The 14912-nt window shown below is 74.7% G+C and carries 3 protein-coding genes; 1 reads left to right on the top strand and 2 read right to left on the bottom strand.

Annotated elements, in window-relative coordinates:
- Nucleotides 1–3: 3 nt before the first annotated feature.
- Entirely contained in the window at nucleotides 4–12135 is a 12132-nt protein-coding gene (locus ACWEQO_RS32410) for an amino acid adenylation domain-containing protein (protein ID WP_452986182.1), read from the bottom strand.
- Nucleotides 12136–12407: 272 nt separating this feature from the next.
- Here ACWEQO_RS32410 and ACWEQO_RS32405 point away from each other — a divergent pair, with 272 nt between their 5' ends.
- Nucleotides 12408–13130, top strand: coding sequence for an FAD binding domain-containing protein (locus ACWEQO_RS32405; RefSeq protein WP_452986181.1), 723 nt, complete (start codon nucleotides 12408–12410; stop codon nucleotides 13128–13130).
- Between the two features lie 53 nt (nucleotides 13131–13183).
- On the opposite strand, the gene ACWEQO_RS32400 is transcribed toward ACWEQO_RS32405, so the two are convergent.
- A complete protein-coding gene (locus ACWEQO_RS32400; protein WP_452986180.1) occupies nucleotides 13184–14662 on the bottom strand; it encodes a glutamate--cysteine ligase in 1479 nt (492 codons plus the stop codon).
- Nucleotides 14663–14912 lie beyond the last annotated feature (250 nt).

Below are 14912 nucleotides of genomic sequence, written 5' to 3'. Positions count from 1 at the left end.
CGGTCACACCGCCGGAGCGTTTTTGACGGTGTGACCGAGCAGGTGCAGCGGGGCGGCCGACACACCGGCCAGCTCCACGGCCTCCCAGTAGGCCAGGGACGTCTCGGCGTCCACCAGGCCGTGCACCAACGGCAGTTCGTGACCGGCAGCGTGCAGCAGGGACTCGGTGCGACAGGACGCCAGAGTGCCCTCGATCCAGGACTGGGCGAGGTAGCCGGCCGCCGCCACGGTCGGCAGGTCCTCGGCGACCTCCCGGTCGGTGCGGCCGACATGCAGCAGCCCGCCGCCCAGCACCAGCACGTCGTTCTGTTCCCGCATGCGGGCAAGGGCCCGCTCGGTGTCGAAGCAGTGCGGGAAGGAGTCGTCGACCACGACGGCTCCCGGCCGCAGCCGGTCGACGTCGAGCACCGCGGTGGCGCCGCTCACCGCCGTCACCAGCAGGTCCGCACCGTGGACCGCGTCCGGCAGCACCCGCTCCGACTCCGCCACCTCGACGCCGCCCGCACCGACCAGCCCACGTTCCCGCAACCGCCGTCCCAGCGCGGCCAGTCGTGGCCCGCTGCCCCGCACGTCGCACAGCAGCAGACGCCGGGGAGGCCGGGCGGCCAGGGACAGCAGCAGCTCCAGGGAGGAGGCGCCGATCGAACCCAGTCCGGCGAACGCCACGTCGAGATCCGAGAGATCCCGGCCCGTGGCCCCGAGCGCCGCGTGCACCGTCCTGACCACCGCCACCACCGTCGCCGCGTGCCCCGTCGTCACGGCCGCCGGATGGCTCCCGGACCGCAGGACGTCGAAGCCGTATCCGGTCAGCGACGGAATCATCCCCGCCAGGGACACACAGCGCGCCCCCCGCGCGGCGGCGAGCGACACGGCACGGGCGGTGTGTCCCACCAGCCCGCCGTCCGCCGCGAGTTCGTCGGCGAAGAGCGGAACGCAGACGAAACCGGACCGGCCCAGGGGCGTACGGACCGTCTCCAGCAGACGCGGGGCTCCGTCGGGGAACAGCAGGTCGCGCAGCTCCGCCCGCGGCAGTGCCGACCCGGGCAGACCCGCCAGACGCGCCAGGTGGCCGGGGGCGGGCAAGTAGCCGACCAGGGCCGCGTCCATCGCGTCCCGCGTCCCGGACCCAGGACGGCCACCCGAAACGGCCCGGGTGAGACGCCGGCGCACCGAGTCGGCGAAACGGTCGAGCGTGCCCGGTGCGAACGCCGCAGCCGAGCCCCGGACCGTGACCCGCACCCCGTCCGCCTCGGGCCGTACCGCCATGAACACGTCCGTCGTGGCGGCGGGCGGCAGGAACGTACTGTCGCCCGACTCCCACGCCAAGCGCAGCGTCCCCCCCTCCGCGGGGGCCAGCGCGGAGAAGTCGAGGAAGGTGAAGAAGAACTGCGAGGTCAGGGGGAGCCCGTCGGCGCTGCGGGGGACCACGTCCTCATGGGCACGTGCCTCCTCCGCCTCCGCCGCGATGCGGCGGAGCGCCCCGCCGAAGTCCCCTTCGGCGAGGGGCCCGTCGAGGGCCGGCCGTACGGGTACGGCCGTGGCGAACGGGCCGAAGACCCGGTGCGCGTCGGGCAGCGTTCCGTCCCGGCCGCTCACCGCCAGCCCCACGATCAGGTCCGGTCGGCCGGTCAGCGCCGCGAGCTCCTGGTAGTAGGCGGCCAGCAACGGCGCGTAGAGGGTGGTCCGCGTGCGTGCGGCGAGCGCGCGCAGTGCCGCCGTCGAAGAGGCTCCGAGGGTGAACTCCGCGGAGCGGAACACGACGTCGCCGTGGACCCCGGCGCGCTCCTCCGCGCCGCTGCCGCTGGTCCGCAGCACCGGCGGCCGGTACGGGGCGCACACCCGGGCCCGGCGCCGCTCCCGGGCCCGCCCGGCGGCACCGGTCTGGTGCCCGGCCTGCGTCGAGGACCGGACGTGGTCACGGAAGTCACCGCGCAGCGGCGGGAGCGGGGGAGCGGAGCTGCCGCCGGTCAGCCGGTCGTACACCTCGGTCAGTTCCTGCATCAGCAGCGCCGCACTGTATCCGTCGCCGATGACATGGTGCGCGTGCACCAGCAGGACGTGCTCCTGCGGGGCCAGGCTCAGCACCTGAAGCCGCACCAGCGGCCAGGCCCAGGGCTCGAGGCGCCGTGCCGCCTCGGCCGCGGCCCGTTCGTCCACTTCGGCCGGGGTCGCGACCGTCGTGAAGGTGACCGGCAGACGCAGCGACGGCGGCAGTTCCTGCTGCACGGGCGGGCGGGCACCGGCCGGGAAGACGGTGCGCAGCATGCCGTGACGTTCCACCAGCAGATCGACCGCGGCCTGGAAGGCGTCGGGGTCCAGCGGTCCGGACAGCCGAAGCCGCGCCAGCCAGGTACCGCCGCCCGGCGAGAGAGCCTCCGCGAGCAGGAAGCCGCGCTGACCGGGCGTGACGGGGAACGGGACCGTGCGGTCGTCCGCTGCCGGGGGAAGGGGAAGAGCAAGGGAGGGGGAGGGGGAAGCAGGACGCGACTTCACCGCATCGGCGTCGACGGCGGCGGCGTCGACGGCGGCGGAGAGTGCCGAGAGGGTGCGGTGACGGTAGATCACGGTCGGCCGGGGCAGCGGCGCTTCGAGCTCCGCGAGCCGGGAGAAGACCCTCAGGACGAGCAGCGAGTCACCGCCCAGGTCGAAGAAGTCGTCCTCCCGGCGTACCGAGGCCACCTGAAGCACGTCGGACCAGATCTCCGCCATGCGCCGTTCGGTCGCTGTGGCCGGGGGAGTCCCGCCACCGTCCGGCAACGCCGGACCTGCGGGGGCGTCGCCCTGGACCGCCGTCGCGCCGGAGCCGGGGGCCGGGTCGGTCAGTGCGAGGCGGTCGACCTTGCCGGTGCCGGTGAGGGGCAACGCGTCGAGACAGGTGATCCGGGCCGGAAGCATGTACGACGGCAGGAGACCGGCCAGATACCGGCGCACCTCCCGGGTGTCCGGCCGAGCCGCCGCGGACCGGGGGGTGACGAAGGCGAGCAGCCGCCCCTCCCGCGCGATCACCGCCGCCCGTGCGACGCCGGGACATCCCTGGAGCGCCGCCTCGACCTCTCCCGGCTCCACCCGGTTCCCACGGATCTTCACCTGGTCGTCGATCCGGCCGAGGAACTCCACGGTGCCGTCGGCCGACCGGCGGACCCGGTCTCCGCTGCGGTACCAGCGCCGCCCCGCCCGCAGGATGAACGCCCGCCCGGTCAGCTCCGGTTCACCCAGGTAACCGGGGGTCAGACCGACGCCCGCGATGAGCAGTTCCCCCGGCTCGTCCGGCTCGCAGAGGGTGCCGTCGGCGCGGACCACCTCCAGGTCGGTGCCGGCCACGGGGCGTCCGATCGGCAGCTGCCGCACCTCGTCGCCGGGGCGGGAGTCGATGACGTGGCAGGTGGCGTTGACGGTCGACTCGGTGGGCCCGTACAGATTGGCGATGCGCGCGCCGGTCCCGAACAGGTCGAACCAGCGGCGCACGTGATCCACGGGCAGCGCCTCCCCGCCGACATGGACCCACCGCAGCGCGGTCAGGTCCGGCAGACCCGCCCCGCTCCGCGCCCTCGCCTCGGCGGCGGACAGCAACTGCTCCCACAGCGTCGGCACGGAACTCCACACGGTCACCCGCGCCCGCTCCACGTGTGTGAGCAGCAGTTCGGGATCCCGCAGCAGGGCCCGCCCCACGGTCACCACGGTGCCGCCGACCAGGAGAGGGGCGAGCAACTGGCGCACCGAGGCGTCGAAGCAGGGCGAGGCGGTCTGCGCGAGGCGGTCGCCGGCACCGTACCCGAAGGTGGCGACGGCCCAGTCGAGGTAGTTCTCCATCGCCCGGTGAGTGATGGGTACCGCCTTGGGCCGTCCCGTGGAACCGGAGGTGAAGATGACATACGCGATCGCCTCGGCGCCGGGCGGCGCGGCAGGAGCGGCAGGGGGTTCCGGCGCGGTCACCGGGACGCCGCCTTCCACCGGTGCGTCCCCGAGGACGGGAACCGCCCGGACGGCCGTGAGGGCGTCGGCGGTCTGCCGGGTGGCGGCGTGGCACACCACGGTGGTGGCGCCCGTGCGGACCAGCTGGTCGCTCAGGCGTGCGACGGGGTGCTCCGGGTCGAGCGGGACCCAGCCGGCCCCGGCGCGCAGGATGCCCACCACACCGACGACGGTGTCGGCACCCGGCTCGGTGAGCAGGCCCACCAGATCGCCCGGGCGTACGCCGAGGGCACGCAGGCGCGCGGCGAGCAGGGCGGAGGCGCGATCGAGAGTCCCGTAGTCGAGCGACGCACCCACGGCGTCCACCGCGACCGCGTCGGGCCGCTCCCGGAACCGGTCGAGCAGCCGCGCGACCAGCGAAGACGGCACGGGGGACGGCGCCGGGCGGACGGCGCCGGCATCCGGCGAGGGCGGTGCGCCCAGCATCGCGGTCAGTTCGGCGCGGAACTCCCGGTCCAGCCGTGCCACGGTGGCCCGCCGGAACAGCGGCTCCGGGAAGTTCCACGACCAGCGCAGGAGCGGGCCGTCCGCCCAGCACAGCAGAGTCAGCCGGGTCGCGGCCGACCCGGTGCCGGCCGCGGTCGCCCGTACCTCCACCGGGCAGTTTGCGGCCGCGCTCACCGGGAAACGGGCGAAGCTGAAGCCCGCCGGACTCACCGTCCGGGGGCCGGATCCGGCACCGGGCGCGGCACCGGGAAGCAGCGCGGCCAGGTCCAGACTGCTCAGCCCCGCGTGCCGTTCACTCTGCAGCCAGATCCGGCGCAACCGCTCCGCCAGGGGCAGAACCCCCTCGTCGTCGGCCGTCCGGCACAGCAGAGGAAGGGTGTCGGCGAGCGGGCCGACCAGCCGGTCCACACCCTCGAAGCGGTCCTCGCGGCGGGCCCTGGCCACGTTCACGGCGACGTCCCGGCCCCTCGACCACCGGGCCAGGCAGCGCACATACGTGGCGAGCAGCAGATGGAACAGGGAGACGCCGTGCGCGGCGGCCAGCCGTTCCAGGCCGGCGGTGAGTTCCGCGTCGAGCTCACCGTAGTGCTGCACGATCGGACCGGACGGACCGGACGCGTCGGGATCACTGTCGTACGGCAGCCGCAGCGGTTCGCCCCGTGCGGCGAGGCGCTCGGACCAGTAGCGCCGGTCGGCACGCCGACCGGCGGATCCGGACGGCGGCAGACTCGACGCGTACCGCGCGAAGTCCGGTGCCGCGAGAGCCTGTTGCGGACGGTCTCCGTGGCACAGAGCGGTGTACGTGTCCCACAGTTCCCCGGCGAGGAGGTTCAGGCTGTAGCCGTCCGCCGCCACGTGGTGCACCACCAGCAGCAGATGGGCGAGCGCCGGCTCCCGGCGGAGCAGCACGGCCCGGATCGGTGGCAGTGCCGCCAGGTCGAACGGCCGGTTGCACACGGCCGTTTCGGCGGCGTCCACCTCGCCGTCGGCGCAGTCGCGCACCTCGTACCAGTCCGACAGCGGCACCGGCCGCGCCGTGCGCTGTGCCGGCAGCCCGGCTGGTTCAGGCACGTCGTCCACCCGCAGCCGCAGCATGCCGTGCCGCTCGGCCAGTGCCGCCAGCGCCCGGCCGAGCAGACCGGTGTCGAGCGGATTGCGGACCGTCAGCCGCAGATGACCCCGTGCCGGGACGTCCGGGTGCAGCCTGCTGCTGGTGTACAGCGCGAGTTGCACGGGAGTCAGGGCGAAGGGCTGCTCGTTCCCGCCGCCGGACCCGGCATCGAAGCCCTCACCCGGCCCGGGCTCGTTCGTGGCCGGTACGGAGGGCCCGCCGGGGTGCTCCTCCTCCAGGTGGGCGGCGAGTTCACGCACCGTCCGGTACTCGAAGAAGAGCGTGGCGGGCAGGTGCCGTCCGAGCCTCCGCTCCAGCCGCTTGACCAGGTCGACGGCGCCCAGTGAGTCCAGGCCGAGCTGCAGGAACGGCGTGTCGTCGTCGACGGCGGACGCCGGGACACCGAGCGACTGCGCCAGCAGTTCCCGCAGCACGGCAGCGGTGTCCGACGGCACCGCGGACCGGCGTCCGCCGGCGTCGTCCGTGTCACCGGACCGCTCGACGGCCACGGGCCGCGCGGGACGCCGCGGCACGGCGGCAGACCGTGGCGTCGAAACCGGCGCCGACGGCACGGACAGGTCGGCGAGGACCAGCTGAGCGGCGTCGGTGCCGCACGCCGTGCGCAACGCCGCGAGCGCGGGCGCGGTGGCCAGGGGCCGGCCTCCGCCGCCCGCGTCGGCCGTGCGGCCCCCGGCGCCGTCGAATGCTCCGAGGCCCGCGGCGACCGCGAGGCCCGTCTCGGCGAACGGACCCAGGTTCACCGACAGCCAGGGCCGGCCCGCCAGGCGCTCCGCCCCGGCGAAGGAGTCGAGGAAGGCGTTGGCAGCCGCGTAACCGCCCAGCGCGCCGGCCAGGCCGGGCAGGACCGACGCGACCGACGAGAACGCGACACACACCCCCGGGCGCTGCCCGTGCCGCTGCAACGCACCGGCCAGCAGGACCGTGCCCAGGGTCTTCGCCCCCAGCGCCTCCACCGTCTCCCGCACGTCCGTCCCGCGCAGGCTGCCGGGCCGTACCACGCCCGCCGCGTGGAACACGGCATCCAGCGGCGGCAGCCCGTGAACGAGCCGCTTCACGTCGTCGGGCGCCGTCAGGTCGGCCATGACATAGCGTGCGTCGGCACCGAGGCCGCTGAGCTCCTTCAGCAGATTCGAGGGCGGGTTCGGGGACCGCCCCGCCAGCACCAGGACCGGCCGGCCCCGGCCCGCCAGGTCCCGGGCCAGCGCCGACCCGATGCCTCCGGCACCGCCCGTGACGAGGTACGCACCGTCGACCGGCAGCCGGTCCTCGCCGACCGGCGTGCCCGCTGTTCCCGGCTCGCCGGCCCCTCCCGCCGCGACGGACCGTACGAGGCGCCGCCCTCCCCTCCAGGCCACGGCCCCCGCCGCCTGCGGCGCCGTCAACTCGGCGACCAGGTCGCGCAGCCGCCCCTCGCCACCGGGGGAGCCGGGTGCGTCGTGGGACGAGAGGTCGACCCAGTTCGCGACCACCCCGGCCGACTCCTCCGGTACGGCGAGCGCCAGACCGCCCAGGACCGCACGCCCCGGCACCGCCTGCTCCACACCGTGCCCGGTGACGTGTGCGTCCTCGGTCACGACCAGCAGGCGGCGGGCTCCGGACCGGTCGAGCAGGGCCAGGGCGTCCTGGAACGCCGTGACGGCCTGCCGCAGGTCTCCTTCGAGGCCCTCCGCCGGGTTCGGCCGGGACCGCCCACCGAGGAGGAGCACCGTCTGCGGACGGGCCTCACCGTCGTCGGCCGTGACGGCCCGCACCCCGGCGGCGGCGAACCCGTCCGCCAGGCGGCGCACCGCCACCGGGTCCGCTCCGGTCACCAGCACGGGGCCGGGAGGACCGTCGCCGGGCAGCGGCGCGGGCCGCCAGTCGACGCGGTGCAGCAGTCCGCGCGCGTCGGGTTCGGGCCAGTACCTGCGCCGCCGGTACGGGTACGGCGGCAACTGCACCCGGCGGTGGCCCGCGTCGAGCGCCGTACGGTCCAGCGGCACCCCGCGCACCCACAGCCGCGCCACCGTCTCCATCAACTCCCGCGCCCCGCCCGGCGCGGCCCCGGCACCGGACGGCTGCACGGGGGCGGACACCACGAGGGCGCCGTCATGACCGCCGTCACGAGTGCCGTCATGGGCACCACCGGAACGCCTTCGGCGGGCGGCCACCGCACGGATGGGACCCGCGAGGTTCTCCCCCGGGCCCAGCTCCACGAACGTGTCGTAGCCCTCCTCCAGCAGACGGTCCACGGCCCGGCCGAACAGGACCGGCCGCAGCGCGTGTTCGCGCAGATGGTCCGGTTCCAGGCGTGGCTGCCACTCGGCGGTGAGCGTGCTCATCACCGCGAGTGCGGGCGCCGAGGGGTTCAGCAGCCTGCGCGCCGCATCGCTCACCCCGGACGCGACCGGTGCCATCAGCGGCGAGTGGAAGGCGCGCGGCACCCGCAGCGCACGGACCGTCGCGCCCCGCGCGGTGAGCAGCTCCGACGCCCTCCGCACCGCCTCGGGGGTGCCGGAGATCACCAGCCGGCCGGGACCGTTGTACGCCGCCACCGCGAGGTCGCCGGGGGAGGCCGCCACCAGGTCCTCCACCGCCCGCTCGTCGGCGCCCCGCACCGCCGCCATGGCGCCCGGCGCGGTCGACCCGCCCATCAGCCGCCCTCGTTCCGCGGCGAACAGCACGGCCTCGGACAACGACAGCATGCCGCCGACACAGGCGGCCGCCAGCTCCCCGACACTGTGCCCGACGACCGCGTCGGGCCGTACCCCCCAAGCCGTCAACTGCCGGGCGAGCGCGACACCGTGCGCTACCAGCAGCGGCTGCGCCACCTCGGTCGCGACCAGCGCGGAGGCGTCGGCTCCGCCGTCGACGCACCAGGCCGTCAGCTCCCGCCCGTGCACGGCTCCCACCAGCGCCGAGGCCTCGTCGAGCGTCGTACGGTAAACAGGCGCCGTGTCGTACAACTCCCGGCCCTGCCCCGGTCGCAGGCCGCCCTGACCGGGCAGCACGAAGACGGTCCGGGGCCGGTGCGTCACCGTCCCGGCGACCGCGCCCGGCACGGGCGCCCCGTCGGCGGCGCGCACCGAGGCGAGCCGCTCCCGCAGGTCGCCGTCGGCCACGACGGCGAGCCGGTGCGGCCGTTCGTCGCGTGCGGCGCCCGCCGACAGACAGACGTCGCCCTCCGTGAACTCCGGGTGGTCGCGCAACCGCTCCGAGACCCGCGCCGTCCACGCGTCGAGCCCGGCGGCGCTGCCCGCCGACAGGGTGAGCAGGTTCGGTCCGCGGGCGTCCCCGACCGGCGGCAGGGCACGGCAGGGCGGTGCCTGCTCCAGTACGGCGTGCGCGTTGGTGCCGCCGAAACCGAAGGAGTTGATCCCCGCCCTGCGCGGCCCGGACGACTCCCAGGACGTCGTTTCGGTGACCAGGGCGAACCCGGACCGCTCGACCGCGGGGGAGACCGGCGAGTGATGCAGGGAGGCCGGCAGCCGCCCGTGCCCGAGGGCCAGGACCACCTTCACCAGGGAGGGCAGTGCCGCAGCGTTCAGCAGGTGCCCGACGTTGGTCTTCACCGAGCCGAGCAGCCGGGGCCGGCCGTCCGGCCGGGCCGGGAAGGCATGGGCGAGGGACCGCAGTTCGATCGGATCCCCCACGGCGGTGCCCGTCCCGTGGGCCTCGACGTACGAGACCGACGCCGGATCGACGCCGCAGTACGCGTAGGCCCGGCCGATCACCTCGCGCTGCCGCAGCGGGTTGGGCGCCATCAGACTCAGCGACGTCCCGTCGTTGTTCACCGCGGTACCGCGGACGAGGGCCAGGACCACGTCCTCGTCCCGCCGGGCCTCCTCGAGCCGCCGCAGGACGAGGACCGCGCCGCCCTCACCCGGCACGAACCCGTCCGCCGCGGTGCTGAAGGCGCGGCTGCGCCCGGTCGGCGACAGGGCCTCGGCCGCCTCCAGAGCCTGGTGCGCGGAGGGGGTGAGGTGCAGGTTGACCCCGCCGACGACCGCGATGTCGCACTCGCCGTCCGCGAGACTGCGCCGGGCCAGGTGCAGCGCCACCAGACCCGAGGAGCACGCGGTGTCCACGGCCAGCGCCGGGCCGTCCAGGTCGAGGCAGTGGGCCACGCGTGCGGCGACCAGGTTGGGGAGATTGCCGGTCAGGGCCGTCGCGTCCGCCGCAGCGCCCGCGAAGCCCGCCTCGGCGAGGAGTCGCCGGTAGCCGCTGTCACCGACGGCGGCGAAGACCCCGGTCCGCAGGCCCCGCCGACGGGGCCCCGCGTAACCGGCGCGTTCCAGTGCCTCGTGGGCGAGTTCGAGGAAGACACGCGCCTGCGGATCCAGCGTGCGCGCCTCCTCGTCGCCGATGCCGAAGTGGCCGGCGTCGAAGGCGGCGGGGTCGTCGAGGAAGGCTCCCCAACGCGCCGGCCGCCCCGGCTCCGCGCGGCCGTCCGCGCTCCAGCGGCCCGGAGGCACCGCGGAGACGGCGTCGCGCCCTTCGACAAGCAGGTCCCAGAACTCCTCCGGCGTGTCGGCCCCGGGAAACCGGCAGGCCAGCCCCACCACGGCGGTCGCGGACGCACCGTCCGCACGGCCCGCGGCGGACGCGCCCTCCGGTCCGTGCGCCGCCGAGGCCCCCGTCTCCCCCGGCGCGGGCGTGCCCTCCACGACGTCCGTCCCGACGACGCCCATGAGGTGGTCGGTGAGCGTGGCGACCGTGTCGTTGCGCATCACCGCAGGTCCCAGAGCGACGCCCAGGGACCGTTCCAGCGCGGCGAGCGCCTCCATGGCCCTGATCGAGGTACCGCCCAGCTCGGCGAACCGCTCCCGGTCCCCGAAGGAGGCATGCGGCAGCCCCAGGACCCCGGCCCACGCCTCGCGCACCGCACGCCGGACCTCCCCACGGGAACGGGGAACCGGCCCGGCGGACGACGGCCGCGGCCGTTCCACCGGACCGCCGGACACCGCACCGGAACGCGCCGACGGCCGGTACGCCCCCTCCTCGAACCGGGAACGCATGAGCCGGCGTCGCACCTTTCCGCTCGTCGTGCGGGGGAAGGCGGACGGCGGCAGCGCGAGCACCCGTACGTCGTCGTGGCCCAGCGCCGCGCGGACCCGGCGCGCGACCCGGTCCAGCACCTCGGACGCGGTACGCGGCGGTCGCGCCCAGGCGACGAACACCACCACCCGCTCCCCGCCGTTCACCGGGTCGGTCGACCCGACCACCACCGTCGTACCGGGCGGCACCCCCGTCGTGCCCGCCGCCACCTCCTCCAGGTCCGGGGCGTGGAACGTACGGCCGTTGACGAACAGCACGTCCTTGTGCCGTCCGCTGACGCACAGCCGGCCGTCCCGGAGGAAGCCCAGGTCCCCGGTGCGCAGCCAGCCGTCCGCGAAGGTCCGCTCCGTCGCGTCCGGCAGACCGTGGTAGCCGCGCGCGATCTGCGGACCGCTCACCTCGATGTGCCCCACCCGCCGGTCGCCCAGCACCCGGCCCCCGTCGTCGGTGATGCGCACCGAGCACCCCGGCACCGGTACGCCGACATCCATCAACTCCACGGCGTCACCGCCGGGTTCCCGTTCCACCACGCGGCCCCGGCTGAGCGCGGCGCGCTCCACGGCCACCGGCACGGCCACCTCGCCCAGCGGCGGGAACGCGACGGCCAACGTCGCCTCGGCCAGCCCGTACACCGGCGTCGCCGCCCGCGGGTCCAGCCCCGCCGCCCGGGCCCTGGCGGTGAAGTCCCGCCACACCGCCGCCGATATCGGTTCGGCCCCCACCAGGACCAGCCGCACCGCGCTCAGGTCCAGCCCGGCGAACACCTCGGCGGGGACCCGGCGGAGGGTCAGGGCCAGCGCGAAGTTGGCCGCCGACAGGATCGTCGCGCGATGCGCGGCGGCCACGTCGAACCACAGCCGGGGATTCTTCGCGAACGACAGGGGACCGATCTTCACCTGCTTGGCCCGCGCGGCCAGCGGTGCCAGATGGGTGCCGATCAGGCCCATGTCGTGGAAGTACGGCATCCAGCTGACCACCACGTCGTGTTCCGTGAGGGCGGAGGCCTCGGTCAGCTGCCGCAGGTTCGCCAGGACGGCCGCGTGGGTCAGCTCCACGCCCTTGGGCGCACCCGTGCTGCCCGACGAGAACTGCAGGAAGGCCAGTCCGTCCGGGTCCGCTCCGGCGGGAGCGGCCAGGGGCGGGCACGCCCGCAGTGCGTCCAGCCGCAGGACCTCGGCGCCCTCGGGGAGTTCGGCGGCCACCGGAGCACAGGCCGCGTCCACGACGACCGGGGGCCGGCCGAGGTGCTCCCACACCGGCCGGACCCGCCGCGCGTCCGGCGCCAGCGGCACCGGTACCGAACCGGCCGCGAGCACGCCCCAGAACAGGGGCTGGAAGTCCGCGCTGTTCTCCGCGAGCACCGGGACGCAGGTGCCCGGCGCGACATGTGCCGCACGCAGACCGCCCGCGACGCGCAGCGCCCGGTCCACCAGTTCCCGGAAGGTGACGGCCACCTCGCCGCCGTCCCCCCGGACATGGACGATCACCTGGTCGGGGGACCGGTGGGCGGCATCGAGCAGGACGTCCAGCAGCGTCGCGGCGTTCATCTGTCCGTTCGTTCTTCGGTGAGGTGAGCGGTGAGGTGAGGTGAGGTGAGGTGAGGTGAGGTGAGGTGAGCCATGCGTTGTGTGGGACGGTCAAGAACCGGGACGGGTTGCTTCTGCCGACGCCGCCTTTCGCGGGGCGTACCTCCGCCGCACACGGTGCATGCGTGAGCCCTGTACGCGCCCCCGTGGCCGTACGGAGAATGCAGTGTCCGTGATCATGTGCGGAGTACCCGGTTCCTTCCGCCGAAGCAGAGGAAAGCAGGTCGACTGCCGTGCTGTTGCGTCTGCCCACGTCCCTGTCCGAAGCACAGAACTGTATGGCCGAGGGAGCGGTGCCCATCGGCGGGGCCACCCTCGTGTGGGCACTCTGGCAGCGGGACGGCTTCCCCGAGCAGGCGATGTCCCTGCGCAGCCTCCCGGAGGCCAACGTGCTCGAGCGCGAGACCCTGGGCGCGGCCGTTCTGCTGCACCGGATCGACGAGCGGGTGCCGGAGGTCCTGCGCGGCGCGGCCGCCACGGTGGGCACCGGCGCCGTGCGCCGCACGGCCACGGTCGGCGGCAACATCGTGGGCAGCACCCTGCGCTGCCTGCTGCCGGCGGCGCTCGTCCTGGACGCGCGCGCCACCGTGCTGGAGCGGGACGGAACCTACGAGACCGATCTGGCCGAGGTGGTGGCCAAACGACCCCTGCTGCTCAGCCTGCGCTGGCGCGACCCCGTGACGAGCGGGTACCACAAGGCGCCCGGCGAGGTGGGCGGACCGCCGCCGCTCGTCGTCGCCACCGCCGTGCACACCGAGGGTGACGGACAGCGCCGTGTCCGCGTCGCCGTCCGTGACGGCTACGAGGTGACCGGCGGGAGCGTGCGGTGCGCGGCCGACCCGGAGGAGGCGCTGGAGGCCCTGGCCCGCACGGACCTCGGTTCGCTCCCACCGGAAGCCCGGGACGCGATGCGCCGGGAGGTGTCCGGGGTCCTCGCCCGGTCCACCGACGGCTGACGGCGCCGACGGCTCACCGCTCCAGCCGGCCACGGGGGCGTGCCGGGCCCGTGTCAGTCGACGGGCCAGGTGTGCACCGGGGCGTTGAGGTGCATGTAGTCGATGTACACCTGCGTCATCCGCCGCAGGGCCTCATGGCGGCCGCAGCGGTCCGTGGCGTCGATGCGGTGGAACATCTCCTTCTGCCACACCGCCCCGTTGCGCCCGGTGACGCACCGCTGCTCGATGATGCCGAGCAGCGGCTCCCGCCAGACCTCGTCCATGCCGGAGAGCTCCAGCCCGCGGTGTGCCAGCGGCAGCAGCCGCCGCAGCACCAGCTCGGGCGCCGGCACCTCACCCATCCCGGGCCAGTACAGCCGTGCCTCGATGCCGTGCCGGGCCGCGGTGTGCAGGTTCTCCTCGGCGGCCGAGAACGACATCCGCGACCACACGGGCCGTTCCTCCTCCACCAGGGCACGGGTGAGCCCGTAGTAGAAGGCGCCGTTGGCCAGCGTGTCGGCCACGGTGGGGCCGGCCGGCAGCACCCGGTTCTCCACCCGGACGTGCGGCTTGTCGTGCGCGATGGCGTAGACCGGGCGGTTCCAGCGGTAGATGGTGCCGTTGTGCAGGGTCAGCTCGCCCAGTTCGGGGATGTCGCCGCGGTCCAGCGTCTCGGCGGGATCCTGCTCGTCGCACAGGGGGAGCAGCGCCGGGAAGTACCGCAGGTTCTCCTCGAAGAGGTCGAAGACGCTGTTGATCCACCGCTCCCCGAACCAGACCCGGGGGCGCACCCCCTGCACCTTGATCTCCTGCGGGCGGGTGTCGGTGGCCTGCTCGAACAGCGGGATGCGGGTCTCGTGCCACAGCTCCTTGCCGAAGAGGAAGGGCGAGTTGGCCGCCAGGGCGATCTGGACCCCCGCGATCGACTGCGCCGCGTTCCAGTAGTCGGCGAACTGCTCCGGATACACCTGGAGGTGGAACTGGGTGCTGGTGCACGCGGCCTCGGGGGTGATCGTGTCCGCGTAGGTCCGCAGCCGGTCGACGCCGTCCACCTCGATGTGCAGGTCCTCGCCCCGGGCCGCGAAGATCTGGTCGTTGAGCAGCCGGTAGCGCGGGTTCTCCGACAGCGCCGACTCGCCCACGTCCTCCTGCCGCAGGGTCGGCAGAATGCCGGTCATGATCAGATGGGTGCCGACCGACTTCGCGCGTCGCTCCGCGTGATTCAGCGCGGCGCGGATCTCGGATTCCCAGGAGTCCGGGCCGCCCGCCGTCAGCCGTCGGGGCGGCACGTTGATCTCCAGGTTGAACCGGCCCAGTTCCGTGGACCAGGCGGGGTCCGCGATCACTTCGAGCGCGTCGAGGTTGCGCATCGCCGGCTCCGCCCGGTCGTCGACCAGGTTCAGCTCGATCTCCAGCCCCACCTGGGGCCGTTCGGACTCGAACCGTTCCTCGCGCAGCATCTGCGCGAACGTGTCCAGACACTCCTGCATCTTGATCCGGTACCGGCGGCGGTCCTCACGGGTGAACACCAACGCCGGGACGTCGCGTCCCATCGCTCTGCCTCCCGCTGCCTCCCGGATTCCCGTCCTCGGACACCTCTCCACCCAGCGTCGCACCACCGGGCCCCTCCGACCAGACGGGACGGGACGCACCGTGGAATCCGGGTGCCCGGTACCCGTACGGGGTACCTCCGGCCTCCGGCCCCTCGCCCCCCATTACCTTTTTCGTGGCCCCGCAATGGGGCTCCCGGCCTCTGGAGCCGGCATGACTGGTCCCCCCTGTCGAACGCATGGCCCGGGGGGT

Source organism: Streptomyces sp. NPDC004051 (genome assembly GCF_053604275.1).
The sequence above is the reverse complement of the archived record's forward strand: the minus strand, read 5'-3'. Positions and strand labels throughout refer to the sequence as shown.

What these genes read in the sequence shown, in the direction of transcription:
- ACWEQO_RS32400 (WP_452986180.1), bottom strand. Translation starts at nt 14,662, where the DNA reads ATGGGACGCGACGTCCCGGCGTTGGTGTTCACCCGTGAGGACCGCCGC.
- ACWEQO_RS32410 (WP_452986182.1), bottom strand. Translation starts at nt 12,135, where the DNA reads ATGAACGCCGCGACGCTGCTGGACGTCCTGCTCGATGCCGCCCACCGG.